This window comes from Brachybacterium hainanense, from assembly GCF_042434575.1.
GTDB lineage: Bacteria > Actinomycetota > Actinomycetes > Actinomycetales > Dermabacteraceae > Brachybacterium > Brachybacterium hainanense.
On sequence record NZ_JBHLSV010000003.1, the window covers coordinates 12334 to 36862 of the forward strand.

Here is a 24529-nt window from a genome sequence, read left to right on the forward strand (position 1 = left end):
CCCTTTCACAAGGTGGTGATCATGACCGGTTCTGCCGTTCCGGATGCTCCGGCGCCCGCGGGTCCTCCGCCCGGTGCCGACGCATCCTCCGACGCAACATCCGACGACATGCCGCGCTCCCACCGGACTTGGACAGGGCGACTCGCAGGGCTCTCGTTCCTCGGTCAGCGCCTCGCGCTCTACGCCATCGTGGCCATCGCCAGCGTGCTGTTGAACTTCATCCTTCCGCGATTCATGCCCGGAGATCCGGCCACACAGATGATCCGTGAGATCACCAACCGGACCGGCGCACCGCCCTCGGGCTACCAGACCCGCCTCATCAAGGCCCGCTATGGCGATCCCGACCGCCCCCTCGCACTACAGTTCTGGGACTACATCTCGCAGCTCTTCAAGGGTGACCTCGGAGTGTCCGCACAGTATTACCCGATCACCGTCACGGAGATGATCGGAAAGGCCCTCCCCTGGACTCTCTACCTGGCGATCTTCTCGACGATCCTCGGCTGGATCGTCGGCACCTACCTCGGCGCGCGGCTCGGCTGGAAGCCCGGACGCCGGCTCGATGCGATCGTCACTCCGGTCTCGATGTTCTTCAGCTCGATCCCGGCTTTCTGGCTCGGCCTGCTGATCGTCTGGTACTTCGCCTACACCCACGGCTGGTTCCCGAACCAAGGCGCCTACGACAACTCCCTCGACATCGATCTGCTGAGCCCGTCGTTCCTGCTCTCCGTCCTGCACCACGGGGCGCTGCCCTTCTTCACCCTGATCATCGTCGGCTTCGCGCGCTGGCTCTTCTCGATGCGCAACATGATGATCACGACCGTCAACGAGGACTACGTCCAGCTCGCCCGCGCCAAGGGCCTGGCGCAGAACCGCATTCGCAACCGCTATGCCGCTCGCAATGCCCTGCTGCCCAACTTCACCGGGCTCGCGCAGAGCATGGGCGGAGCGCTCACCGCAGTCATCCTCGCTGAGACCGTGTTCATCTACCCGGGCATCGGCTCGCTCCTGACCGGCGCTCAAGCCGCCCGCGACTACCCCGTCATGCAGGGCGTCATGCTCATGGTCATCTTCGCGTCCCTCCTGTTCAACTTCATCGCGGATTCCGTCTATGTCCTGCTCGATCCGCGCACCCGGGAGGCGAACTGACATGCTGAAGCGCTTTCTCCTCATCGGCAAGGTGCAGGTCGGCCTCGCCATCATCGCGGTCTTCACCCTCGTCGCGATCTTCGGGCCATGGTTCAGCAGCACCGTCCTGGCGATGTCTCCCCAGGACGTCGACTACAAGCACCTCACCGGCGGCCCTCCCGACTCCACACACTGGCTGGGCACCACCAGCCAGGGACAGGACGTCCTGTCCTGGATGCTCCACGGCACCCGGACCTCGATGCTGGTCGGCTTCGCCTCTGCGATCATCGGCACGGTTCTGACCATCGTGATCGGCGCATGGGCCGGGTTCTCCGGCGGCCTGGCGGACAAGATCCTCAACGGCGCGATCCTCGTGTTCGGAAACTTTCCGACATTCGCGCTGCTGTTCATCGTCGCCGCCGCGTTCCAGAACGCGAACTGGCTGCTCGTCTCGATCGTCATCGGCGGGATCGAATGGGCCGGCGGCGCGCGCCAGATCCGCGCTCAGACCATGAGCCTGCGCGGCCGGGACTTCACGACCGCCCTGCGCACCGTCGGCGAATCCCGCGCCCGCATCATCCTCGTCGAGGTCATGCCGCACCTGCTCGGGGTCATCTCCCCGCTCTTCCTCGGCCTCATTGCCGCAGGAGTCAACCAGCAGGCCGCCCTCGCGTTCCTCGGCATCGGCAACCCCTCGGAGCCGTCCTGGGGCCTCATGATCAACTGGGCGATGACCCAGAACGCGCTCTTCCGCGGTCTCTGGTGGTGGTTCGTCCCACCGGGCCTCGCGCTGTGCCTCATCGGCTTCGCGACCACGATGGTCAACTTCGGTCTCGACGAGATCACCAACCCCACGCTCTCCAGCAAGCGGATGAAGCTCATGCGCATCTTCCTGCGTGACAAGGCACGCCGGGCCGCTGCGCAGGCCCCCCAGGAGGTGGCTGCACGATGACCCTCACCGTCCCCCAGAACCAGGAGACCGAGGCCCAGATCCTCGAGCGGCTCGACAGATCGCCCACCCTTCTGGACGTCCGCGGCCTGTGCGTCGACTATGTGACCGAGGCGGGAAACATCCGTGCCTGCGATGAGATCGACCTGACGCTCAAGCGCGGAGAGATCCTCGGGGTCGCCGGCGAGTCGGCGAGCGGGAAGTCCACCTTGCTCAACGCCCTCGGACGCCTGCAGCGCATGCCCGCCGCCACGAGCGCGGGCTCGATCTGGTACCACCCCGGGGGCGACGAGCCTGCTGTCGACCTCGCAGCCCTCGACGAGGAGGAGCTCGCGCCCTACCGCTGGACGAAGGTCTCCGTGGTCATGCAGTCCGCCATGGCGAGCCTGAATCCGGTGATCCGCCTCGGAGAGCAGTTCACCGACGTCATCCGGACCCACGACCCCCGGCTGGGTGAGAAGGAGGCCATGGCACAGGCCGGTGACCTGCTGACCATGGTCGGCATCAGCCGCGACCGGTTGACCGCCTTCCCGTTCCAGCTTTCGGGCGGCATGCAGCAGCGGGCCCTCATCGCCCTATCGCTCGCCTGCGACCCGGACCTGGTGCTCATGGATGAACCCACCACGGCCGTCGACGTCGTCATGCAGCGCCAGATCCTGGACCAGGTCCTCGCCGCCCAGGAGCGGCTCGGCTTCGCCGTCGTCTTCGTGACCCACGACCTCTCCCTGCTGCTCGAGATCTCCGACCGGATCGCGATCATGTACGGCGGGAAGATCGTCGAGGTCGGGACGGCAGCGCGGCTCCATCACGACGCGAAGCATCCGTACACGCGGGCGCTGCGCCGCGCGTTCCCCCCACTGTCGGAACCGGTCCGGCGTCTCTCGGGTATCCCCGGATCCCCACCGGACCTGCTCGACCTTCCGTCGGGCTGCGCGTTCGCCCCACGTTGTGAGCTCGCTATGCCCATCTGCCATGAGCGGCCCCCGGAGCTGCGCGAGATCCCCCAAGGGCGCAGCGCATGCTTCATCACGAACGGCGAGCTCGACGATGCCGAACGTGCGCGTCAGCAGGCCGCCGCTTCTGGCGACCACGCACCGAAGGGAGGCGAGAGCGCATGACTTCGCCCGCACACCGCAGCCCCGCCCCCGAGCCTGCTCAGAGGCAGGAGGACTGTTCGCAACGCAACCTCGGGAGCGCCGCAGACGACGTCGTTCCCGTCCTGGAAGCACGTGACGTGCACGTGCACTTCCAAGGCACCGACAGCCATGGCCGGGCCGTGACGATCCGCGCTCTCGACGGCGTCGACCTCACCCTCTACCCCGGGCAGATCAGCGCACTCGTGGGCGAGTCCGGTTCCGGCAAGACCACGATCGCTCGGCTGTTCGCGCTCATCTACCGACCCACGAGCGGGGAGCTGCTCTACAACGGAACACCCATCCGAGTCCGCGGAGGACGCGCCGAGCGGGCGTACTACCGCAACGTGCAGCTCATCTACCAAGATCCCTTCGCGTCCCTCAATGGGCTCAAGAAGATCCGAACCATCATCTCGCGCGTCGTGAAGATCCACTTCCCGCGGCTGGGACGGGCAGGAATCCGGGCGCGCGCCGCAGAGCTCCTCGAGCGAGCTAATATGACCCCCACCTCTCGGTATCTCGACCGCTATCCGACGGATCTTTCCGGCGGGCAGCGTCAGCGCGTTGCAATCGCCCGTGCTCTCGCAGTGAACCCGAAGGTGTTGCTCGCGGACGAACCGACCTCCATGCTCGACGCCTCGATCCGCCTCGATGTGCTCAACCTGCTCAGCGACCTCCGAGAGACCGAGAAGGTCGCGGTCATGTACATCACGCATGACATCGCGAGCGCACGTTACCTTTCCGATCGCATCAACGTGATGTATGGCGGAAAGATCATCGAAGCGGGCAGCACCGAGTCGATCATCTCCGCGCCAGTGCATCCGTACACGAAGCTGCTGCTAAGCGCCGCTCCCGATCCCGCCCGGTACAAGGGCTCCGGGAAGCCGACGCACGAGCCGATCGCGGATTCGCGCCCGGTCGACAACACGTCGGACATCCGGGGCTGCCGATTCGCGGACAGGTGCCCCGTGGCCATGCCGAAGTGCACCTCTGAAGACCTCCCCCTGTTCCGCAGCATCCGGGATTCCCACACGGTGCAGTGCTGGCAGGCGGAGGACGACGCCGACTACGAACGTGCGTCGTCTGACCGATCCCGGACCCCCAAGAACTCTGCGAAGAAGGAGTAGTTCCATGACACAGCGCATGACGCGCACCTCATTCGATCGGCGCTCGGTGCTCGGCCTCGGCGCTGCGGCGCTCACCGCGACCGCGCTCGCCGCCTGCGGCGGAGGATCCGACACAGAGACGACCTCGGATCCCGCAGGCGGCTCCGGCGCACGCGCCACGGAGGGGACGATCGACAACGACGGCATCCTCCGCATCGGCGCGACCGTCGCGACCTCGAACGTCTTCCCCGAGAACTTCAACGTCTTCGGCGGCGGCGACTCCGCGCCCGGAAACGCCCTGTTCTGGGAGACGCTGTTCCGCATCTCCTCGACGGACGGCTCCAAGCTCGTCCCGAACCTCGCCGAGAGCGTCGAGTACACCGAAGGCGGCAAAGTCGCGACCTACGTCCTGCGAGACGACGTGACCTGGAACGACGGAGAGAAGTTCACCTCGAAGGACGTCGCCTTCACCTATGGGTTCATCTTCGAGGAGCCTGGGACCACGCCCGACGAGAACGGCAATCTCCCCTGGCTCGCGAAGGCGATCGAGACGCCCGACGAGAAGACCGTCGTGGTCACCTACAACGAGCCGCAGTACACCGAGGACCTGCCGCTGTCGCTGTACTTCCCGATCTACCCCGAGCACATCTACAAGGATCTCGACCGGCAGAACTACCAGGACCGCGACCCCGTCGGCACCGGTCCCGGCCGGCTGAAGAAGTTCGCGGGGCAGCAGATCGAGATCGAGATCCGCGACGACTACTGGGGCGAGATCGCCCCAGAGCTCACGGAGGTCCACCTCATCCCGTCCGGCACAGCCGGCAACATCGAGTCCCAGATCACCAAGGGAGACGTCGACTGGTCCCAGGGCGGGGCACCCGGCGTCGTGACCAACTTCGTCACGATGGAAGACCACAACGGGTACTACTACTACCCCGACGGCTCGACCCGCGGCATCATCATGGCCACGCACAAGGGACCCACCCAGGACGTCGCGGTCCGTCGCGCCCTGCGCGCCGCCGCTGACATGAGCATCGTCGCCGAGGCCGCGGGCATCGCCTACACGGTCCCGTCGATCACCGGGCTCGACACCGGCATCTACGCCTCGATGCTGAAAGACGAGTTCAAGGACCCGATGACGCCTGACCTCGAGGCCGCGAAGAAGGAGCTCGCAGACGCCGGCTGGACCGTGAACGAGGCCGGAAACCTCGAGAAGGACGGCACTGAGCATCCGCTCAAGCTCCACATCCAGAACGACAATCCGGCGGAGATGACCACGATGCCGATCGTCGTGGACCAGTGGTCGAAGAATCTCGGACTCAAAGTCGCCTTCACGCCGCTTCCCCCGGATGTGTTCGGACCCGCGCAGGCCAAGGGCGACTACGAGCTGTCGCTCTGGACGACCAACGCGGCGGGAGGCGCATTCCAGGCCTTCACCATGTACATGCACACCAAGATCTACGAGATCGGCGACGAGACGGCGGACGGCAACTACGGCCGGTGGAAGATGCCTCAGGCTGCGAACGACGCGATCATGGCGATCACCACGACACCTCCGGACCAGGTCGATCAGATCACGGAGAACTGCCAGATCCTGCAGCAGGCGGTAGCCGATGAAGCGCCCTATATCCCGGTGCAGTCCAACGGTGCCGGAGGAATGTTCACGACGAAGAAGTGGTCCGGGCTGAAAGAGGCCTCGGAGATCGACTACTTCCCGCGCGTGGACGGCTACAACAACCTCATCAGGACGGTCACGGACCTCACTCCGTCCAAGGCCTGACGAAGCCGACAGCACACCGTGATTCTTGGGGTGTCGTTCCGATGAGCGATGGAGGGGCCACGGGAGACCGCGGCCCCTCCAGCTCTCCGTGGACAGCGCGGACAGCGACGTCTACGCTGAACTACAGCGGTTAAGCACCTCGACCGCCCGAGCAAGGAGGCTCACGATGTCATCCCACCACCCCGGTTCCCCTCAACCTTCACGCCATCCCCTCAGCCGACGGACCGTCCTGCGCATGAGCGCCGTGGCGGCCGCCGTCGGCGCTGTCCCCTACCTCCCCGGCTCACCGATGCTGACCCCTGGTTCCCAGGCCGCCGGCGGCGACCCTGACTCAATCGCTCCCCTCTTCCGGGAATGGCCCCGCGAGGACGGCGAAGGCTCTTTCGCCTTCTACCTCGACAGTCGTACCGATCTCGACGAGTTCCTGGCCTTCGACTACCGCAACGCGGATCTCGCCCATCACCGCTCGTTCGTGCCCCGCGCTCGCCGCGTCTCTGACCCGTCCCTCCTCGCGGCTCACCCGGAGCTCGATGCCCGCCCTCAGGTCGCTGACTTCTCCGAGTTCTACAGCTTCGTGGAGCACGGAGCGGACGGTTTCACGTACGCCCACGACTTCCGTGCAGGAAACGCGCGTGACGTGCAGGTCCCACGCTTCCACCAGTATCGCGACCTCGTCTCCTACTGGCAGGTTTTCACGGCCGTCCCGAACGCGGCCCTGACAGATGTCGTCCATCGCAACGGCGGGCGCTGCCTCGCCTTCATGTTCAACTCCGGGCCAACCAACTTCTCCCGCGACGCGATGCTTCGGCAGGACCCGGACGGCTCCTTCCCCGTCGGAGACCGCCTCGTCGATCTCGCCGCGTACTTCGGCTTCGACGGATATATGTTCGATATGGAGGAAGGCGTCGTCGACTCGGCGGACAAGCCCCTCCTGCTCGCCATGTTCCAGTCGATGCACGAGCGCGCCCGCGAGAGCGGCTTCGAGATCCACCTCCAGATCTACGGCCCGAATCCCGATGGACGCAGCTACGCCGACTGGCAATCGATCTCCCAGGAGCAGGCGGACTACCTCACCACACCCGATGCGGCCGACAGCTGGTTCCTGGACTACAGCTGGTCCGACTACCTGGGCACGACGGTGGACACCCTCGCCGTCACCGACATCGACCCCTTCGGACAGGTCTTCTTCGGGATCGAGCTCGAGGGGTTCCGGGGAGAGATCGGCGTGGACACGACCCGGTCTCCGCTCGCCGAGGCGATCCCACCCCACGGTTCCAGCCTGCCGCTGGGCAGCACCGCATTGTTCAGTCTCACGGCAGAGACGACCCGCCGCGTCCACGCGGAGCTGAAGGACGCCCACGGCGGCGAGCTGCCCGACTTCGAAGAGGTCCGCCACGCCGTCTACCGCGGCGAGCGCCGCTTCTGGTCCGGTCCCCACCAGAACCCGGCGCTCCCGGCCGACGGCCCGATCGGCCTCTACGGGATGGCGGACTACGTCCACGCCCGCTCCGCGGTCGCCGAGCTGCCGTTCCTCACCCGCTTCAACACCGGAGCCTCGGATCAGTTCTCCCTCGCCGGGCGACGCAGCTCGGCGGAGCCCTGGTACAACCTGGGTATCCAGGACCTCCTGCCGACCTGGCAGTTCTGGACGCGGAACCTCACCACGGGCGAGCCTGCGACCGGACCGCTCGACGTCGACTATGACCTGGGCACCGCCTTCGACGGTGGTGCGAGCCTCGCGATCACGGGCACGCCCCAGGACGACGACGGCGTCGAGATCCGCCTGTTCCGCACCGAGCTCGAGCTCCCCGCGGAGTCCTGGGCGAGCCTCACCTACACCTCCGGCTCGGTCGCGCACCTGTCCCTGGGCCTCGTCTTCGAGGACGATCCGGACACGACGACATGGCACGACCTCGACGTCCTCCCGCAGAACGACGACTTCGGTCCGACCTGGGGCTACGGCAGCGGCGGCCGCGGCTGGGGCCGGGGTGGCTGGGTGCCGTCGAGCTCGTGGGCGGCGGGATGGCGGACCATCCGCGCGGGCTCGGACTGGCAGCAGGCCGTCATCGGCCTGGGCGGCGAGGAGGGTCGCACGATCATCGGTGTCTCCCTCGCGGTCACAGCGCCGGCCGGGACCGATGTCGACCTTCGCATCGGGGAGCTCGCCGTGTCCGCGAACGGCCTCCAGGAGCAGACCCCCGCGGCTCCGACCGGCCTCGTCCTCGAGGACAGCCGGCTCCGCCCCGACGGAGCATCGGCCGAGGCACGCCTGATCTGGGACGTCGAGAGCTCGGTCGCGTACTACGACGTCCTGCGCAGCGGCAGCGCCGAGGATCCCGCGCAGCTGGTCTGGCTCGGGCGGATCACCGCGGACCGCTGCTACCTGCAGACCGTCCCCGTGCGGGATGGCGAGGCGTCCGTGGAGCTGCTGCTGCGGGCGACCGCTCCCAACGGACGGACGTCGGAGCCGGCCGCCGTCACGATGCCGGTGGCCTGAGCCGGGCCTGCCCGCCGCCCTCCAGGGCGGCGGGCGCAGCGGCTCGGGCCGTGGTCCCGAAGGAGGCGGCGAAGGGCACCAGCCAGGTGTCCAGCAGCGCCAGGAGCTCCTTCTCGCCCAGCACCTCCGGGGCGTCGCACCACACCGACAGGGACGCGCCGAGCACGGGATCGGCATGTCCCTCGGGGACCGGCGGGACGTCCAGATGCTCGTTCTGCGCCGCGAGCCCCATGAACCGACGGGGCCGGAACAGATCCTCGAGCAGGCCGAAGCGGCGCCGCCCATGCGCTGCCGGGGCCCCGTCCGCGGAGAGCACGAAGTACAGCAGATCCCCGTGCGAGTTCATCACGCGGTAGCCCGAGGCGAGGTAGTCCAGGACCGACGGGGTCCAGGCGCGCCACCGGATCCAGACGTCCAGGACGATGTCGGTGCTGATCGGGATCCCGGGATGCTGGGAGGCGGGGACCACGTGGTCGTTCCACATCAGGGGCGTGCGTCCCAGGTCGCGGGCCACCTCTGCGAGGGCGTTCATGAAGTGCGCGAAGGAGTCCGCGGCGGTGCCGGCCGTCCCCACCAGGGACCGGCCGTGGGCGAGGAGGCTCGGGAAGCGGTCCGCCCGCTGCTCCTCCTCCGTCTCCCAGGGGGCCGCGAAGTACTCGTCGCCTCCCAGATGCACCGCGTCGCCCGGGAAGAGCTGCGCGGCCGCGCGCAGCAGGGCAGCGGCGAGCTCGAGGGACTCCGGATGCGAGACGTCCAGACGGTCGGCGTGCACCCGGCCGCGGCGGTCGCGCAGCTGCAGATACTCGCGGCCGGACAGGAGCGCCGCCGCGTGCGAGGGCAGGTCGATCTCGGGGATCAGCGCGATCCCGGCCTCATCGGCCGCCGCGACGAGGCGGGCGCAGTCCGCGGCGGTCCAGGCGTCCGGGGCGGCGAGCTCCTCGAAGCCGGGCAGCCGCACACCGACCCGCCTTGTCTCCGTCAGGTGCAGGTGCAGGGCGGTCAGCCCCAGCTCCGCCATGCGATCGAGGAGCCGGACGGTCCCATCGATCGTGAAGGCGCGGCGCGCCACGTCGAGGCTGAGCCCGCGATAGCGTCCCTCCTCGAGGCCGCTGCGCGGATGCCCCGCGGGACGGGACGCGGCGGCCTCCCGTCCCGCGGCCGGCCTGCTCACGCCCTCAGCTCGCCCCTGACGGCGGCGGCGACCGCCTCGATGCAGCGGGTGCGCGCGGCCCCGATCTCCTCCGCGGTGAGCGTCCCGGTCTCCGAGCGCAGCCGCACCGAGAAGGCGACGGACTTCCGGCCCTCGCCGACCTGGTCGCCGGTGTACACGTCGAACAGGTGGATGCTCTCGAGCACGTCGCCGATGCCGACGACCATCGCGGCCTCGACCGCGCTCGCCGGCACGGAGGCCTCGACGACGAAGGCGAAGTCCTCCTTCGCGAGCGGGTACGTGGGCACGGGCTCCGCGGCGACGAGCCCGGGGGCGGCGGCGATCAGCGCCTCGAGGTCCAGCTCGAGAGCGCTGGTGCGCGCGGGAAGGCTGTATGCCGTGACGACCTTCGGGTGCAGCTCGCCGGCATGACCGATCGCGGTGCCGTCCTCGAGCAGCAGCTCCGCGCAGCGTCCCGGATGGAACGGCGCCTGCTGCGCCTGGCGGACCTCGAGGCGCGCGCCGACGGCGGCGGCGACCCGGCGGGCGCCCTCGATCGCATCGGCCCAGTCCCAGGCCTCGGCCTTCCCCCACCAGGAGGACGGGCCGCTCGCCCCGCCCAGCACGGCGGCGAGGTGACGGCTCTGCACCGGCAGCGCCGCCTCGATCCGCGCCAGCTCCTCGTCCCCGGGACGCGCCGCGGGGGCCGGGACCGGGACGATGCCGCCGGTGGCGCGCGAGACCGCACCGATCTCGAGGATGGCGATGGACTCCTGCCCGCGGCCCAGGTTCCGCTTCGCGGTGGCCAGCAGGGTCTGCAGCACCGCGGTGCGCAACAGGGGCTCGTCCTCCGACAGCGGGTTCAGCAGGCGCACGGCCTCGCGGCGGGGATCATCGGCCTCGTAGCCGAGGGTGTCGAGCACGCCGCCGGAGATGAATGGGTAGGAGGTGACCTCCGTCAGGCCCGTCTCGGCGAGAGCGAGGGCGGCGGCGCGGCGCAGCCGCTGGGCGCGGGTGAGGCCGCGGCCGCCCGGGGCCTGCGGCAGCACCGAGGGGATCCGGTCGTAGCCGACGATCCGTGCGACCTCCTCGATCAGGTCCTCGGGGATCGTGAGGTCCGGCCGCCAGCTGGGCGGCGTGACCTCGAGGGTGCCGCCCGCGACGGCCTCGCCGGCGACGACGGCGCCGATCTGCTCGAGGGAGGAGACGACCTCGGCGGGCGTGTAGTCCACGCCGACGAGCTTCCCGGGGGCGTCCACCGCGAGGGTGATCGGCGCGGGGACGGGGGCTTCGCCGACGTCCGTGCGGCCGGCGGCGATCGTGCCGCCGCCGTGCTCGGCCAGCAGCTGCGCGGCGCGCGTCGCCGCGATCAGCGGCAGCTGCGGGTCCACGCCGCGCTCGAAGCGCTTGGACGCCTCGCTGGGCAGGCGGTGGCGGCGGGCCGAGCGGGCCACGGAGGTCGGATCGAAGGTCGCGGCCTCGAGGACCACGTCCGTCGTCGCAGCCGACACCTCGGTCGAGGCGCCGCCCATCACACCGGCGATGCCGATCGCGCGGTCGCCGTCCGGACCCCCGGCATCGGCGATCACCAGATCCTCGGGATCCAGGGCCCGGGGCTTGTCGTCGAGGGTCTCCAGCAGCTCCCCGGAGCGGGCGCGGCGCACCCGGATCGGGGCGACGAGCTGGGCGGCGTCGTAGGCGTGCAGCGGCTGGCCCAGATCCAGCATCACATAGTTGGTGACGTCGACGATCAGCGAGATGGGACGCATGCCCGCGCCGATCAGGCGCTGCTGCATCCAGCGCGGCGACGGCGCGGACGGGTCGATGCCGGTGACGGTCTGGGCGACGAAGCGGGTCGCACCGGGGCGGCCGTGGATCGGCGCCTCATCGGCGAGGCGGACCTCGACGCCGGGCCCGGAGGCCGCGGGCACCTCGATGCTCGCGGCCGGGTCGCGGAAGGCGGCGCCGGTGGCGTGCGCGTACTCGCGGGCGACGCCCCGCATCGAGAAGGCGTAGCCGCGGTCGGGGGTCACGTTGATCTCGACGACCTCGTCGCCCAGGCCCAGCAGCGCGATCGCGTCATCGCCCGGCTCGGCGTCGAGCCCGCGGGCATGGCCGCGGCCGAGGACGATGATCCCGTCCTCGCCGTCCGGGTCCGGGCCCAGCCCCAGCTCCTCGCCCGAGCAGATCATGCCGTCGGAGACGTGGCCGTACGTCTTCCGGGCCGCGATCGGGAACGGGCCGGGCAGCACCGTGCCCGGCAGCGAGACGACCACGAGGTCGCCCTCGACGAAGTTGTGGGCGCCGCAGATGATGCCGCGGCTGGGGACCTCGTCGCCCGGCTGCGGGTCCTTCGGGGAGTCGAGGGCCTCGTTGTGCTCCGGGCCGACGTCGTTGTGCTCCGGGCCGACGTCCACGCGCACCCAGTTGATGGTCTTGCCGTTCTTCTGCGGCTCCTTCACGAGCGCGAGGACGCGGCCCACGACGAGAGGCCCGGTGACCTGTGCGCCGTGGATCGCCTCCTCCTCCAGCCCGACCGAGACGAGGGCCGCGGCCACCGCCTCCGCGCTGGTGTCCGCGGGCAGCTCGACATGGTCGCCGAGCCAGGTGAGAGGAATGCGGGGCATGTCAGATCTCCGTCCCGTAGTGCTGGGGGAAGCGCACGTCGCCCTCCACCATGTCGTGCATGTCCTTGACGCCGTTGCGCAGCATGAGGATGCGCTCGATGCCGAGGCCGAAGGCGAATCCCTGGTACTCCTCGGGATCCACGCCCGCCGCGCGCAGCACGTTCGGGTGGACCATGCCGCAGCCGCCCATCTCGATCCATCCTGTGCCGCCGCAGACCCGGCAGAGCGGATCCGCGTCATGGTCCAGGCCCAGGCGGGCCTCGCAGCGGAAGCAGCGGAAATCCATCTCCGCGCTCGGCTCGGTGAAGGGGAAGTGATTGGGGCGCAGGCGCGTGATCGGCTTCCCGCCGAACAGGTGCGCGGCGAAGGCGTCGAGGGTCCCGACGAGGTTCGCCATGGTCAGGCCCTTGTCGATGGCGAGCCCCTCGACCTGGTTGAACATCGGCGAATGCGTCGCGTCCATCTCGTCGGCGCGGTACACGGTGCCGGGGCACGCGATGTACAGCGGCGCGCCGCGCTCGAGCATCGCGCGGATCTGCACCGGGGAGGTCTGCGTGCGCAGCAGCGCCCCCGAGCCCTCCGGTGCGATGTACAGGGTGTCCTGCAGGGAGCGCGAGGGATGGTCGGCGTCCGCGTTCAGGGCGTCGAAGTTGAACCACTCCGACTCGATCTCCGGCCCCTCCGCGATCTCCCAGCCGATCCCGACGAAGAAGTCGGAGATCCGGTCCTCGAGCATGCGCAGGGGGTGGCGGGCACCGCGCGGGCGACGATCCGTGGGCACGGTGACGTCGACGGTCTCCGTCGCGAGCGCGGCCTCCTCCTCGGCGGCGGCGAGCTCGCCCTGACGCGCGCCGAGGGCCTGCTGCACGCGGCCCTTCGCCTGGCCCACCAGCTTCCCCGCGGCCGCCCGCTGATCCTTGGGCAGGCTCTTCAGGGAACGGTTCGCCGTCGTGAGCACGCTCGCATCGCCCGTGTGGTCGATGCGCACCTGCTTCAGCTCGGTCGTGGAGGTCGCTGCGGCGATCGCGGCGAGGGCGGTCTCGACAGCGGCTCCGATGGCCTGCTCGTCGATGACCGGGAGGACAGAGTCCTGAGAGTCCTGGGGTGTATCGGACACGGTTTCGCTTTCGTCCGGGGGTGTGTGCGCACGGTGCGACGCCAGCGGGGCGCACCCGCACCGTCGACCATTCTAGGAGGTCCCGCACCGCGAGACCGCATACGCTGGGCGCAACATGATCCACTCGCCATCACCCCATGCGGGGAGCTAGGAGACCAGCCATGTCCTGGACCGTCACGGGCGTCGTCGCCCTCGCCGAGAAGCAGCCGGCGCAGCTGGTCGACGTGATCATCCCCGATCCCGGGCCGCACGACGTGATCGTCGACATCGAGGCCTGCGGCGTCTGCCACACCGACCTCGCCTACCGCGACGGCGGCATCAACGACGAGTTCCCCTTCCTGCTGGGTCACGAGGCAGCCGGCCGTGTCGCCGTGGTCGGCGATTCCGTCACACACGTCGAGGTCGGCGACTTCGTCGTCCTGAACTGGCGGGCGGTGTGCGGCCAGTGTCGCGCCTGCCGCAAGGGCGTCGCGCAGTACTGCTTCGCGACCCACAACGCCTCGAAGGCCATGACCCTCGCCGACGGCACCGAGCTCTCCCCCGCCCTCGGCATCGGCGCCTTCATCGAGAGGACCATCGTCCACGAGGGCCAGTGCACGAAGGTCTCCCCCGAGGCGCCCGCGGAGGTCGCGGGCCTGCTGGGCTGCGGCGTCATGGCCGGCCTCGGCGCAGCGCTGAACACGGGCGCCGTGCAGCGCGGCGAGTCCGTGGCCGTGATCGGCCTGGGCGGCGTGGGCTCGGCCGCGATCGCCGGCGCCGTGCTGGCGGGGGCGAGCACCGTGATCGGCCTCGACATCGTCGAGGAGAAGCTGCAGGCGGCGAAGGACCTCGGCGCGACGCACACGATCAACACCGCCGGGCTCTCCCGCGACGAGATCGTCGAGAAGGTCCAGGAGCTCACCGGAGGGTTCGGGGCCGATGTGGTGATCGACGCCGTCGGCATCCCGCAGACCTACGAGACCGCCTTCTACGCCCGCGACCTCGCCGGGCGGGTGGTCCTCGTGGGCGTGCCCCGACCGGACGCCCGGCTGACGCTCCCGCTGCTGGACGTGTTCGGACGGGGCGGGGCGCTGAAGTCCTCCTGGTACGGGGACTGCCTCCCCGAGCGGGACTTCCCCTATCTCACCGACCTCTATCTCCAGGGCCGCCTGCCGCTGGGACGCTTCGTCACCGGCACCACCGACCTCGCCGGCGTCGAGCAGGCCCTGAACTCCCTGCACGAGGGGCATGTGCTGCGCACCGTCGTGAAGAACGGCGTGCGCGAGGAGCAGGGGGCGTCCGCATGAGCGCGCGCGTGGACCACGGCGTCTCCTCGGGGACGTTCAGCCTGGACGGGGAGACCTTCGAGGTCGACAACAACATCTGGGTGCTGGGCGACGACGAGCAGTGCGTCGTCTTCGACGGCCCCCACAGCGTCTCCGCCGTGACAGCGCTCGTGGGCGACCGCGAATGCGTCGGCATCCTCATGACGCACGCCCACGACGACCACGTGCGGATGGTCCCCGAGCTGTCCGAGGCCCTCGAGGCGCCGATGCTGCTGAACCCGGCCGACGCCGAGCTGTGGGCGCTCACCCACGGAGAGCTGCCCTGGGACGACGCGGTCGAGGACGGCGACGTGTTCACCGTCGCGGGCGTGGACATCGAGGCGATCGCGACCCCGGGGCACTCCCCCGGCTCGACCTGCTACCACGTCCCGGAGCTGGGAGTCCTCTTCAGCGGCGACACCCTGTTCGAGGGCGGGCCCGGCGCGACCGGGCGGTCGTTCTCGTCCCGGGAGACGATCGAGCGATCCCTCCGGGAGCGGCTGTTCGAGCTCCCGCCGGAGACGGTCGTGCACACGGGTCACGGCCCGTCCACGACGATCGGCGCCGAGCTCGAGCGCGCGCGGGGCGACTGGCTGTGAGCGGCGGCCCGTCCCCGACCCTCCTGCGGCGCGACCCGCTCGCGACGGCACGGGGACGGGCCTATGCCCGCGACTGCCTGGGATACCTCGGCATCGCGGCGGCGATGGTCCCTGCCGGGATCCTGCTCTCCCGCACGGTGCGGGATCCGCGGGCGCTGCGCCGCATCGTCACCGTGGCGAGCGCCGTCCCCCCGGTGCTCGCCACGATCGCCGCCGCCCGGGCGGAGGCCGGTCCTCAGCGGGCCACCTGGGGCAAGCGACGGGAGGGGCTGCAGGTCGTGCGCTGGCATGACGGCGAGGGCGGGACGGCAGGTGCCGCCACCGCAGATCCCCTCGATCCCTCGGCCGGCCCTGCCATGGGGGTGCCCCGGGCGCTGCTGCGCAACACCGTGAAGATCGCCCTGCCCTGGCAACTGGGGCACACGCTCGCCCTCGGCGCGGCCTGGGGCGGCTTCGACGAGCGCGATCCCGCGACCCTGGCCTCCGCCGTGGTCACCTACCCCCTGATCGGTGCCATGATCGGCGCCGTCGCGCTCGCACCAGGACGCGGCCTGCACGACCGCGTCGCCGGGACGCGCGTCCTCGGGCGCTGACACTCCCCGCCCGCGGGCCGACGCGCTAGGACCCGGGGCCGTCGAGGGGAGCGGGGTGCTCCGCAGGACGCGGCGCGTGCGCCTCCCCCTCGGCGACGGCCTCCGCCTGCTCCCCGGCGACCGGCGTCGGGGCCGCGGCACCCTCCCCGCGCAGACTCGCGAGGTAGGCGTTGTACGCCTCGAGCTCGGCGCCGCCGTCGCGATCCGCCTTGCGGTCCCACTGGCGGGCCCGCCGCGCATCGGACCTCACCCAGCCGAGCGCGAGGACAATCGCATAGATGAGGGTGGGCACCTCGGAGATACCCCACATGATGGAGCCGCCCCGCTTCTGGATCAGGGTCAGCTCCGCGAGGTCGTACATGCCGAGCTCGGTGTACCAGCCCTCGGCGATGATCCAGGTGGCGGAGACCACGGCGACCCCGAAGAAGGCGTGGAAGCTGAGGGTGATCAGCAGCGTCATCAGCCGCAGCATCGGGTTGATGGGCCGCGTCGCCGGGTCCACGCCGATCAGCACCCACGCGAAGAGGTAGCCGGAGGCGAGGAAGTGCACGGTCATGAGCACGTGCCCGGCGTGGTGCTGCTGGGCGAGCTCGAACAGCGGCGTGAAGTAGAACAGCACCAGCGACCCGGCGAAGATCACGCCCGCCACCGGCGGCGAGGACACGATCTGCGCGTAGCCCGAGTGGAGCGCTGCGAGCACCCATTCGCGCACACCGCGGGAGCCGTCGGTGCGCGGGGCGACCGCCCGCGAGAGCAGGGTGACGGGCCCGCCGACCGCCCACAGGGGCGGCACGATCATCATCATCGCCATGTGCTGGACCATGTGCGCGTCGAAGCGGAAGCGGCCGTAGGCGGCGGGTCCGCCGTTCATCACCCAGGCGAAGGCGAGGCAGCCCAGCAGGAACGGGATGGTGCGTGCGGGAGACCAGGCATCGCCGCGGCGGCGCAGCCGGATGACGCCTGCGAGATACGCTCCCGCCGCGGCCGCGGCGATCATGAGCGAGACCCAGTCCGGCTGGAAGCCGGTGAACAGGGTGACCAGGGAGAAGGGCTGCGCGGGAGGCTCGAAGCCCAGCAGCGACAGCACCCGCAGCTCTCCCACGGGCGGGATGGCCTGCGGCACGGGCGGGGCGCTGCGCCCCAGCGCGATCGACACCCCGATCACGACCGCGATCAGCGTCCCCTCGGTCATGGCGAGATGCCGGAAGCGCACCCGGTCGCCGAGGCGCCGCCGCTGGAGGGCGCCGAGGACGGCGAGGCCGACAAGGAGGACCGCCTTGATCAGGATCAGCCGCCCGTAGGCCGTGCTCAGCAGCTGCACCGGTGAGCCCAGGCGCAGGGAGGCGCTGAGGAGCCCGCTCAGCGCGAGGGCGGCGACGGCACCGAGCGCCCACGGCGAGAAGCGGCGGATGAGCGTGCTCGCATGCTCTGCGGCGAGAGAGGACTGGACCAGGCCGATGACCAGCAGCCCGCCGCCCCAGACGGCGACCGCGGCGAGGTGCAGGGCCATCGCGTCGACGGCGTTGAGGTGGTCGAGGCTCGCCCCGGCGTGGCCGGCCAGGCCCAGGCACAGCGTTCCGATGCCGGCGAAAGCGAGACCCCAGCATCCGGCGACGGTCGTTCGCGCCAGTCCCATGCACAGGGCCGCGAGGCCGGCGAGGATCGCCACGGCCAGCTGGATGCGTCCCAGCTCGGTTCCCAGGCCCAGCTCCCACAGGTCCACGCCCGCTCCGGCACCGGCCGCCTCGAGGGCGCCCAGCGGGATGAGCACGAGGGACGCCGCGGACCACAGCGCCGCGCCCGCCGCGCCGAGGCGCAGCACCCGCCCTCGGCCGATCCGATCGCCGTCCGCCGCGCGCAGCGCGACGGTCTCGCTCCGACCGGGGCCCGGCATGAGCAGCAGCGCGGTGCCGCCCGCGCCGATGGTCAGCAGCAAACCCAGATGGTGCAGCGCCCGCATCGCAGGGATGCCCCACGTGACCAGCGGGGAGGCGGGGACGAGCGGGACCCCGGCCAGGGCTCCCGTCGAGAGCAGGCCGAGGAAGGAGGTGAGGATCGCGAGGATCAGCGCTGCCGGGACGACGAGCGCCGCGGCCCGGCGGGGGGCGGTTCTCACGGATCACCTCGACGGCGCAGGCTCTCGAACAGGCAGACGGTCGCGGCGGTCGCGACGTTCAGGGATTCGGCGTTCCCCGCGAGAGGGATGCGGACGGCGAGGTCCGCGATCTCGAGGACGGCATCGGGCAGCCCGTGCGCCTCGTTGCCCATGACCCAGGCGATCCGCGGCGGCAGCGCGGTGCCGAACAGGTCCGATGCGGCGTACCCGCTGGTCGCCGCGATGCTCACGCCGGCGGCGGCGAGGTCCCGGTACAGGGTCGCGGGATCCGCTCCGGTCACGACCCCCAGGTGGAAGAGGCTGCCGACGCTGGCGCGCACGACCTTCGGGGCGTGCACGTCGACGCTGCCGGCGGTGAGGATCACGAGGTCGGCGCCGGCGGCATCGGCCGTGCGGATCAGGGTCCCCGCGTTGCCGGGGTCGCGCAGCTCGTGCAGGACGAGGATGCTCGACGGGCCCGCCGGCAGGCCCGCGAGGGCGGCGGCGAGCGGGAGGTCGAGCGCGGCGGTGCGCGCGGTCGCGACGACGCCCTGGGGGTTCTGCAGCGCGCCCTCGGCATCCTGCTCGCGGACCATCGCCCGCAGGGCCTCCGGCTCGATGCGGCGGGGCCGATGCCCAGCCTGCGCCGCGAGGGCGGCGAGCTCGGGGTGGGCGGCAGCAGCCTCCTGGGTGAGGAAGAGCTCGCCGAGCGCATCCGGCCGGTGCTGGAGCAGGCTGCGCACGGCCTGGGGCCCCTCCACGCGCAGCAGGCCGTGACGCCGGCGTGCGGAACGCCCGGACAACGAGGCGATCCTGCGCACCCGATCCGAGCGGGGGGAGGTGATCGTCTGGTCGTCCGGGCGTTCCGGGAAGCTCATGGCGTCAGGATCTCGACGCTCAGGCGGCAGGAGCGTTGACGTCCTTGGGGAGGGCGGCCTTGGCGACCTCGACGAGCGCGGCGAAGGCCGGCGCGTCGTTGACCGCGAGCTCGGCGAGCATGCGGCGGTCCACCTCGACACCCGCGAGGCCGAGACCCTGGATGAAGCGGTTGTAGGTCATGCCGTTCGCGCGGGAGGCCGCGTTGATCCGCTGGATCCACAGCTGGCGGAAGTTGCCCTTGTTCTTCTTCCGGTCGCGGTAGTTGTAGGTCTGCGAGTGGAGCACCTGCTCCTTCGCCTTGCGGTACAGGCGCGAGCGCTGACCGCGGTAGCCGCTGGCCTGCTCGAGGATTTCCCGACGCTTCTTATGGGCGTTGACTGCCCGCTTCACGCGTGCCACGTGATTCTCCTTCGATGATGACGAGTTCTGGGGTGCGGGATCTCATCCCGCACAGGGGCTCAGCGGCCCAGCAGCTTCTTGATGCGCTTGGTGTCCGACTTGGCGACGGTCGTGTCGCTGCCCAGACGGCGCTTGCGGGTCGAAGACTTGTGCTCGAGGAGGTGGCGCGCGTTGGCCTTCTCCCGCATGAGCTTGCCGGAGCCCGTCACGCGGACGCGCTTCTTGGTGCCCGAATGGGTCTTGTTCTTCGGCATGTGCCTTATCTCCTTCAGGTGTGTCAGGACTCGGGGGTCTCGGCGGGAGCGGTGTCCTCGCCGTCCGAGGCCTCGGGCGCCTGCGTGGTGCGGGCGGCGGCCTTCTCGGCGTCGGACCGGCGCTTGCGCGCCTCCGCCATCGCCTGAGCCTTCTTCTTGTGGGGACCGAGGACCATCACCATGGACCGGCCGTCCTGGCGCGGGTGCGCCTCGACGAAGCCGCGGTCGGCGACGTCCTCCGCCATACGGCCCAGCAGCTTGATGCCCATCTCGGGGCGGGACTGCTCGCGGCCGCGGAAGCGGATGATGACCTTGACCTTGTCGCCGCCGTCGAGGAACTTCTCGACGTTGCGACGCTTGGTCTCGTAGTCGTGCTTGTCGATCTTCAGGCCCATCCGGATTTCCTTCTGGACCGTGTTGGCCTGGTTCTTGCGGGCCTCGCGCGCCTTCATGTTGGCTTCGTACTTGTACTTGCCGTAGTCCATGAGACGGCAGACCGGCGGGTTCGCCCCAGGCGCGACCTCGACAAGGTCCAGATCCGCTTCCGTGGCAAGACGCAGGGCGTCCTCGACGCGGACGATGCCGACCTGCTCGCCGGCCGGGCCGACCAGAAGGACCTTCGGCACCCTGATCTGGCCATTGATTCGCTGTTCGCTGATGGTGGCTCCTCACCTCGTGTATCACGGACATGACGAAGGCCCCCGCTGCGGCAGCGGAGGCCCGATGATCACGCCGGACGCGCACGCGCGCCCCGCCGGATCCGAGAATCCGGCTGCGATACTGACCCGGCGGCTGTCGCCCGGAGGGCGGTTGCCGCGAGGTGGGAGGGTCTCCACTTCGACGGGAACGACATGTTCCGATCCACTATCCTACCAGCGATGCGGGACACCGCAGGGTGATGTGCGTCGCGCACCGCCCGTGCGCGGCCCGCGACACCGTCCGAGCGATGAAGGTGATCTGTGAGCGAGCCCCGGACCGGTCAGAGCCCCGCAGGCGAGGCCCCCTATGCGTACGACGGGGCTCCGCCCTCGACGGGCACCGCTCCCCGCGAGGCCGTCATGCGTCCTGTGCCCGAGGAGTTCCCGACCCCTCCCCCGCGCCCGGCCGGCTGGAACCGTCGGATGCCGGAGCCCGCCGGCGCGGAGCCGCTCCGCCGCCGCAGCCGTCGCGGGCTGATCCTCGCGCTGTGCATGATCGGGATCCTGATCTGCGCCATCGGCACCGGGGCCGGGTTCCTGGTGCTGCGGAACCTCGAGCGGTCCGGATCCTCCGCGCAGGACGACCCCGCGGCGAGCAGCTCTCCTGCCCGGGGCGAGCTCGTGCTCGGCGGGATCACGGTCCGGGATGCCGCCCTCGAGCAGGGGGTCGCCTCCGTCGGCGACGCCGGGCGGCAGATCGTGCCCGAGGGCGAGTTCGCCGTCCTCACGGTCGAGATCGTCAACGACTCCCCGCAGCCGGTCTCCCTCGGCGCCTCGATCCGCCTCATCGGGGAGGACGGGACGACCTACGAGCCCGATCCGGAGGCCGGGCGGGCGCACCTCGCCGAGAGCGAGGCCTATGGCCTGGCGGACACCGGTGAGGCCGTCCGCTTCCACGCCGTCTACGATGTGCCCGTCGGCACCGTCATCCGCGGCGCCGACGTCGACTTCAGCCGCTACCCCGGAGGCGGCTCGGGCGAGCTGCCGCTGTGAGCGGCCTGCCCCCGCGTCCGCCCCGGCGCTTCAGGAGGACCGCATGACCACGCCCGAGCCCGAGCTCCACGATGCCGCCGACCCCGCCCGGGACATCGCGGAGGTGTCCGCGGTCGAGATCATCACCACCGCGACCGTGCATCTGATGAGCGCGGCGGCGGTGAAGATCGGCCTCGCCGAGGACGAGGAGGCCGGTCAGTACCAGGACCTCGCCGAGGCGCGGAAGCTCATCACGGCGCTCGCGGGGCTCGTGACCGCGGCCTCGCCGGAGATCGGCGGGGATCATGCCCGCTCGCTGCGCGACGGCCTGCGCACCCTGCAGCTCGCCTTCGCCGAGGCGCTCCCGTTCCCCGATGAGCCCGGCCAGGCCCCCGGGGAGAAGTGGACCGGACGGGTCAGCTGAGCACCGGGATCGTCCGCCCCCGCTCGCCGACGACAGGGCCCCGAGCCCCACGCCCCGCCTGTCCGGGGATACGGCAGGACCCCGCCCACCACGCCCGACCTGCCCGGCAATGAGGCAGAATCCCGCCCATCAGACACATCCACGGGCAGCCCTCCGCCCCACGGCCACGCCTGCCCGGGGCTGAGGCACAACCCCCGCCCAGCGCACCTCACCTGCCCGGGGATAAGGCAGAACCTCCGCCCATCAGACACATCCACGGGCAGCCCTCCGCCCCACGGCCACGCCTGCCCGGGGATAAGGCAGAACCCCCGCCCGTCCGACACATCCACAGGCAGCGCCCGGGGACGGTCAGCCCACGAGGGCGAGGGTCAGGGAGCTGATCCGATCCGCGATCAGCATCGACTCCCCGAGGCGCGCGCCCAGGTCCGCGACGACCGCCTGCACCGCGCGCTGATCCAGCCCCGCTCGCAGCCGGACCTGGAGCTTGACCTCGGTGCGGTCGCCCGGCAGCGCCTGCAGGCCCAGCACCCCTGCGCAGCGCTCCGCGATCTGCACCAGCTCGGAGGCGACCTCCGGGTCCTCGAAGGGCGGGACCCAGTCCCGGCCCTGGGCGAGAGCCCACAGCACCGAGCGCGGCAGCAGGATCGGTGCCCCTCCCGGCCCCGGGGTCGCCGGATCCAGCAGCAGGGCCGTGCACCCCTCCTGCACGCCGGCCTGCGCCGCCTGTGCCGTGGGCACGGGCACCGGCCGGGCATCCCCGCGCCAGGCGGAGAGCTCGGCGACGGAGGAGAACACGGGCAGCACGCGGGAGCCGTCGGGGGCGGTGATCGAGACCATCGCCATGTCCGCGCCGTTGTCCCCGGTCAGGCCGTGCGCCGTGGTGCCCGTCTCGGTGGCGATCGCCATGATCGGGACCAGCAGCCGGTGCCGTGAGAGCTCCGCGACCAGCGCGGCGCGATACGGGTCCTCCCCGGCGCGGTGCGCTGCGAGAGCGGCCGCGAGAGGGGCCGGTGCGGAGCCGTCATCGGTCGGGAAGGGGCTGACGGTGTAGTCGCGCCCCTTCCACGGCGTGCCGGCGGTGTCCGTGAGCGGCGACTTCTCCCGGAAGTGCGCGGGCAGCGTCCGCCGGACGGCATCGGCGCCGGAGCCGTCCCCGGCGGAGGTCACGGGCGCCCCGCGACCTCGAGGGCCTCCGGCAGCGTGAAGGCCTTCGCGTACAGCGCCTTGCCGACGATCGCCCCCTCGACCCCGGCCGGGACCAGCTCGCGCAGGGCCGCGAGGTCCGCGAGGGAGGAGATGCCGCCGGAGGCGACGACAGCGGCGTCGGTGCGGGAGCAGACCTCGGCCAGCAGCTCGAGGTTCGGGCCCCGCAGCGTCCCGTCCTTGGTCACGTCGGTCACCACGTAGCGCGCGCAGCCCGCCTCGTCCAGACGGTCCAGGACCTCCCACAGGTCCCCGCCGTCCTCGGTCCAGCCGCGGGCGGCGAGCGTCGTGCCGCGCACGTCCAGGCCCACCGCGATGCGGTCGCCGTGCTCGGCGATGACCTCGGCGGTCCAGTCGGGGTTCTCGAGGGCGGCGGTGCCGAGGTTCACGCGACGGCAGCCGGTCGCCAGGGCCGCGGCGAGCGATTCGTCGTCGCGGATACCGCCGGACAGCTCGACCTGCAGGTCGACGGCGGCCGAGACCTCCGCGAGGAGCTTCGCGTTGGATCCCCGGCCGAAGGCGGCGTCGAGGTCGACCAGGTGCAGCCAGCGGGCGCCGGCCTCCTGGAAGGACAGGGCCGCCTCGAGCGGGGAGCCGTAGGAGGTCTCGCTGCCGGCCTCGCCCTGGACCAGACGCACGGCCTGGCCGCCCTGGACGTCGACGGCGGGGAGCAGCTCGAGGATGGGAGCGGTCACGGGGCACCTCCGGGATGCGGGTCGTGGATCGGGGCCGGTGCGGTCCGGCAGGAGGGGACGCAGGTCAGGCGAGGATGCGCCAGAGGGAGACGCCGATGCATACGGCGCCGACCACCCCCAGCAGCGCTGTCTGCCACCACGGCTTCTTCGTACGGAAGAACGACCAGGTGCCGCCGAGCAGCATTCCACCGGCGAAGAGCATGATGAAGGCGAGGGCGAGGCTCATGCGGCGTCAGCCACGACGGGGAGGGTGTCCAGCCAGCTGCGCAGCAGACGGGCTCCGGCGGCGCCGGACTTCTCCGGATGGAACTGGGTCGCGCACAGCGCCCCGTTCTCGACCGCGGCCACGAAGCGGTCCCCGCCGTGCTCCGCCCAGGTGACCAGGGGCGCGGGCAGCGGCGCGAGGGGCTCGAGGCTCCAGCTGCGCGCCCCGTAGGAGTGGACGAAGTAGAAGCGCTCCTGCTCGATCCCGGCGAACAGGCGCGATCCCGGGGCGACCTCGACGGTGTTCCAGCCCATGTGGGGGACGACCGGCGCCTGCAGGCACGTGACCTCGCCGGGCCACTGGCCGAGCCCCGCGCTGGTCCTCCCGTGCTCGGTGCCGGAGTCGAACATCACCTGCAGACCCACGCAGATCCCGAGGACGGGAAGACCGCCGGCGAGGCGTCGCTCGATGATCCGGTCCCCGCCGACGGCGCGGATGCCGGCCGCGGTCGCCTCGAAGGCGCCGACCCCGGGGACCACCAGCCCGTCCGCGGCGAGGGCGGCGGAGGCGTCCGCGGTGAGGCGGACGGCGGCGCCCGCGGCCTCGAGGGCGCGCACGACCGAGCGGACGTTGCCGCTGCCGTGGTCCAGGACGACGACGCGGGGGGCGGGGACGCCTGCGGCGCCGCGGACGGGGGGTGAGGTCACCTCGGGCACGTCAGTCAC

The 24529-nt window shown here is 71.0% G+C and carries 23 protein-coding genes; 11 read left to right on the forward strand and 12 right to left on the reverse strand.

All coding sequences use genetic code 11. The features are described from left to right. The first annotated feature begins 189 nt into the window (after nucleotides 1–189). The 6 genes from ACFFF6_RS02840 to ACFFF6_RS02865 all read left to right on the forward strand — a co-directional run bounded on the left by ACFFF6_RS02840 (nucleotide 190) and on the right by ACFFF6_RS02865 (nucleotide 8590). The gene (locus tag ACFFF6_RS02840; protein ID WP_376978031.1) at nucleotides 190–1146 is read left to right on the forward strand and encodes an ABC transporter permease; all 957 of its coding nucleotides are present in this window, start codon (nucleotides 190–192) and stop codon (nucleotides 1144–1146) included. A 1-nt stretch (nucleotide 1147) separates the two neighbouring features. Further along, a complete protein-coding gene (locus tag ACFFF6_RS02845) occupies nucleotides 1148–2077 on the forward strand; it encodes an ABC transporter permease (protein WP_376978033.1) in 930 nt (309 codons plus the stop codon). After that, complete coding sequence (locus ACFFF6_RS02850) at nucleotides 2074–3192, forward strand: ABC transporter ATP-binding protein (RefSeq protein ID WP_376978035.1); 1119 nt, start codon at nucleotides 2074–2076, stop codon at nucleotides 3190–3192. Before ACFFF6_RS02845 ends, ACFFF6_RS02850 begins: the two co-directional genes overlap by 4 nt. A gap of 158 nt (nucleotides 3193–3350) precedes the next feature. After that, a complete protein-coding gene (locus ACFFF6_RS02855) occupies nucleotides 3351–4334 on the forward strand; it encodes an ABC transporter ATP-binding protein (protein WP_376978037.1) in 984 nt (327 codons plus the stop codon). Between the two features lie 4 nt (nucleotides 4335–4338). Further along, on the forward strand, nucleotides 4339–6093 hold the full coding sequence (locus tag ACFFF6_RS02860; RefSeq protein WP_376978039.1) for an ABC transporter substrate-binding protein: 1755 nt from the start codon (nucleotides 4339–4341) through the stop codon (nucleotides 6091–6093). Nucleotides 6094–6328: 235 nt separating this feature from the next. Next, nucleotides 6329–8590 carry an endo-beta-N-acetylglucosaminidase gene (locus tag ACFFF6_RS02865; protein WP_376978041.1) on the forward strand — a complete coding sequence of 754 codons (2262 nt, stop codon included), beginning with the start codon at nucleotides 6329–6331 and terminating at the stop codon, nucleotides 8588–8590. Here ACFFF6_RS02865 and ACFFF6_RS02870 read toward each other — a convergent pair. Genes ACFFF6_RS02870 through pheS form a run of 3 tightly spaced genes read right to left on the reverse strand, consistent with a single transcriptional unit; the run spans nucleotide 8571 to nucleotide 13484 of the window. Next, entirely contained in the window at nucleotides 8571–9761 is a 1191-nt protein-coding gene (locus ACFFF6_RS02870; RefSeq protein WP_376978043.1) for a family 20 glycosylhydrolase, read from the reverse strand. The genes ACFFF6_RS02865 and ACFFF6_RS02870 overlap by 20 nt on opposite strands. Continuing rightward, nucleotides 9758–12367, reverse strand: a complete 2610-nt coding sequence (gene pheT / locus ACFFF6_RS02875) for a phenylalanine--tRNA ligase subunit beta (RefSeq protein WP_376978045.1) — start codon at nucleotides 12365–12367, stop codon at nucleotides 9758–9760. The genes ACFFF6_RS02870 and pheT overlap by 4 nt, the downstream gene beginning before the upstream one ends. A gap of 1 nt (nucleotide 12368) precedes the next feature. Continuing rightward, entirely contained in the window at nucleotides 12369–13484 is a 1116-nt protein-coding gene (pheS, locus tag ACFFF6_RS02880) for a phenylalanine--tRNA ligase subunit alpha (protein ID WP_376978047.1), read from the reverse strand. 161 nt (nucleotides 13485–13645) lie between these two features. Here pheS and ACFFF6_RS02885 point away from each other — a divergent pair, with 161 nt between their 5' ends. Genes ACFFF6_RS02885 through ACFFF6_RS02895 form a run of 3 tightly spaced genes read left to right on the forward strand, consistent with a single transcriptional unit; the run spans nucleotide 13646 to nucleotide 15980 of the window. Then, the gene (locus ACFFF6_RS02885) at nucleotides 13646–14770 is read left to right on the forward strand and encodes an S-(hydroxymethyl)mycothiol dehydrogenase (RefSeq protein ID WP_376978049.1); all 1125 of its coding nucleotides are present in this window, start codon (nucleotides 13646–13648) and stop codon (nucleotides 14768–14770) included. After that, on the forward strand, nucleotides 14767–15387 hold the full coding sequence (locus tag ACFFF6_RS02890; protein ID WP_376978051.1) for an MBL fold metallo-hydrolase: 621 nt from the start codon (nucleotides 14767–14769) through the stop codon (nucleotides 15385–15387). Before ACFFF6_RS02885 ends, ACFFF6_RS02890 begins: the two co-directional genes overlap by 4 nt. After that, nucleotides 15384–15980, forward strand: a complete 597-nt coding sequence (locus ACFFF6_RS02895; RefSeq protein ID WP_376978052.1) for a hypothetical protein — start codon at nucleotides 15384–15386, stop codon at nucleotides 15978–15980. The genes ACFFF6_RS02890 and ACFFF6_RS02895 overlap by 4 nt, the downstream gene beginning before the upstream one ends. Before the next feature lie 25 nt (nucleotides 15981–16005). Here the strand turns inward: ACFFF6_RS02895 and ACFFF6_RS02900 are convergent, their stop codons facing one another. From ACFFF6_RS02900 to infC, 5 genes are read right to left on the reverse strand one after another with little or no spacing between them, the layout of a single operon-like run. After that, nucleotides 16006–18096, reverse strand: coding sequence for a bifunctional copper resistance protein CopD/cytochrome c oxidase assembly protein (locus ACFFF6_RS02900; protein ID WP_376978054.1), 2091 nt, complete (start codon nucleotides 18094–18096; stop codon nucleotides 16006–16008). Beyond that, on the reverse strand, nucleotides 18093–18953 hold the full coding sequence (locus ACFFF6_RS02905; RefSeq protein ID WP_376978056.1) for a TrmH family RNA methyltransferase: 861 nt from the start codon (nucleotides 18951–18953) through the stop codon (nucleotides 18093–18095). The genes ACFFF6_RS02900 and ACFFF6_RS02905 overlap by 4 nt, the downstream gene beginning before the upstream one ends. A gap of 19 nt (nucleotides 18954–18972) precedes the next feature. Next, the gene (gene rplT, locus ACFFF6_RS02910) at nucleotides 18973–19353 is read right to left on the reverse strand and encodes a 50S ribosomal protein L20 (protein ID WP_376978058.1); all 381 of its coding nucleotides are present in this window, start codon (nucleotides 19351–19353) and stop codon (nucleotides 18973–18975) included. Nucleotides 19354–19412: 59 nt separating this feature from the next. Next, complete coding sequence (rpmI, locus tag ACFFF6_RS02915; protein WP_376978060.1) at nucleotides 19413–19607, reverse strand: 50S ribosomal protein L35; 195 nt, start codon at nucleotides 19605–19607, stop codon at nucleotides 19413–19415. 23 nt (nucleotides 19608–19630) lie between these two features. Continuing rightward, nucleotides 19631–20233, reverse strand: coding sequence for a translation initiation factor IF-3 (infC, locus tag ACFFF6_RS02920; RefSeq protein ID WP_446680627.1), 603 nt, complete (start codon nucleotides 20231–20233; stop codon nucleotides 19631–19633). A gap of 333 nt (nucleotides 20234–20566) precedes the next feature. Here infC and ACFFF6_RS02925 point away from each other — a divergent pair, with 333 nt between their 5' ends. Next, nucleotides 20567–21298: a DUF4352 domain-containing protein gene (locus ACFFF6_RS02925; RefSeq protein WP_376978062.1), complete on the forward strand. Its 732-nt coding sequence runs from the start codon at nucleotides 20567–20569 to the stop codon at nucleotides 21296–21298. A gap of 43 nt (nucleotides 21299–21341) precedes the next feature. Next, nucleotides 21342–21701: a DUF1844 domain-containing protein gene (locus ACFFF6_RS02930; protein WP_376978064.1), complete on the forward strand. Its 360-nt coding sequence runs from the start codon at nucleotides 21342–21344 to the stop codon at nucleotides 21699–21701. 348 nt (nucleotides 21702–22049) lie between these two features. On the opposite strand, the gene ACFFF6_RS02935 is transcribed toward ACFFF6_RS02930, so the two are convergent. The 4 genes from ACFFF6_RS02935 to hisH form a co-directional block, all read right to left on the reverse strand. Then, nucleotides 22050–22868: an SseB family protein gene (locus ACFFF6_RS02935; protein WP_376978065.1), complete on the reverse strand. Its 819-nt coding sequence runs from the start codon at nucleotides 22866–22868 to the stop codon at nucleotides 22050–22052. After that, complete coding sequence (gene priA / locus ACFFF6_RS02940; RefSeq protein ID WP_376978067.1) at nucleotides 22865–23599, reverse strand: bifunctional 1-(5-phosphoribosyl)-5-((5-phosphoribosylamino)methylideneamino)imidazole-4-carboxamide isomerase/phosphoribosylanthranilate isomerase PriA; 735 nt, start codon at nucleotides 23597–23599, stop codon at nucleotides 22865–22867. The genes ACFFF6_RS02935 and priA overlap by 4 nt, the downstream gene beginning before the upstream one ends. A 64-nt stretch (nucleotides 23600–23663) precedes the next feature. Beyond that, nucleotides 23664–23825, reverse strand: a complete 162-nt coding sequence (locus ACFFF6_RS02945; RefSeq protein ID WP_376978068.1) for a CG2302 family histidine operon protein — start codon at nucleotides 23823–23825, stop codon at nucleotides 23664–23666. Next, a complete protein-coding gene (gene hisH / locus ACFFF6_RS02950; RefSeq protein WP_376978420.1) occupies nucleotides 23822–24529 on the reverse strand; it encodes an imidazole glycerol phosphate synthase subunit HisH in 708 nt (235 codons plus the stop codon). Before hisH ends, ACFFF6_RS02945 begins: the two co-directional genes overlap by 4 nt.

Excerpts from the sequence above, each read along its gene's own strand:
- ACFFF6_RS02845 (WP_376978033.1), top strand. The coding sequence starts at position 1,148 with ATGCTGAAGCGCTTTCTCCTCATCGGCAAGGTGCAGGTCGGCCTCGCC.
- ACFFF6_RS02850 (WP_376978035.1), top strand. The coding sequence starts at position 2,074 with ATGACCCTCACCGTCCCCCAGAACCAGGAGACCGAGGCCCAGATCCTC.
- ACFFF6_RS02860 (WP_376978039.1), top strand. The coding sequence starts at position 4,339 with ATGACACAGCGCATGACGCGCACCTCATTCGATCGGCGCTCGGTGCTC.
- ACFFF6_RS02865 (WP_376978041.1), top strand. The coding sequence starts at position 6,329 with ATGAGCGCCGTGGCGGCCGCCGTCGGCGCTGTCCCCTACCTCCCCGGC.
- pheT (WP_376978045.1), bottom strand. The coding sequence starts at position 12,367 with ATGCCCCGCATTCCTCTCACCTGGCTCGGCGACCATGTCGAGCTGCCC.
- ACFFF6_RS02885 (WP_376978049.1), top strand. The coding sequence starts at position 13,646 with ATGTCCTGGACCGTCACGGGCGTCGTCGCCCTCGCCGAGAAGCAGCCG.
- ACFFF6_RS02890 (WP_376978051.1), top strand. The coding sequence starts at position 14,767 with ATGAGCGCGCGCGTGGACCACGGCGTCTCCTCGGGGACGTTCAGCCTG.
- ACFFF6_RS02905 (WP_376978056.1), bottom strand. The coding sequence starts at position 18,953 with ATGAGCTTCCCGGAACGCCCGGACGACCAGACGATCACCTCCCCCCGC.
- rpmI (WP_376978060.1), bottom strand. The coding sequence starts at position 19,607 with ATGCCGAAGAACAAGACCCATTCGGGCACCAAGAAGCGCGTCCGCGTG.
- ACFFF6_RS02930 (WP_376978064.1), top strand. The coding sequence starts at position 21,342 with ATGACCACGCCCGAGCCCGAGCTCCACGATGCCGCCGACCCCGCCCGG.
- ACFFF6_RS02945 (WP_376978068.1), bottom strand. The coding sequence starts at position 23,825 with ATGAGCCTCGCCCTCGCCTTCATCATGCTCTTCGCCGGTGGAATGCTG.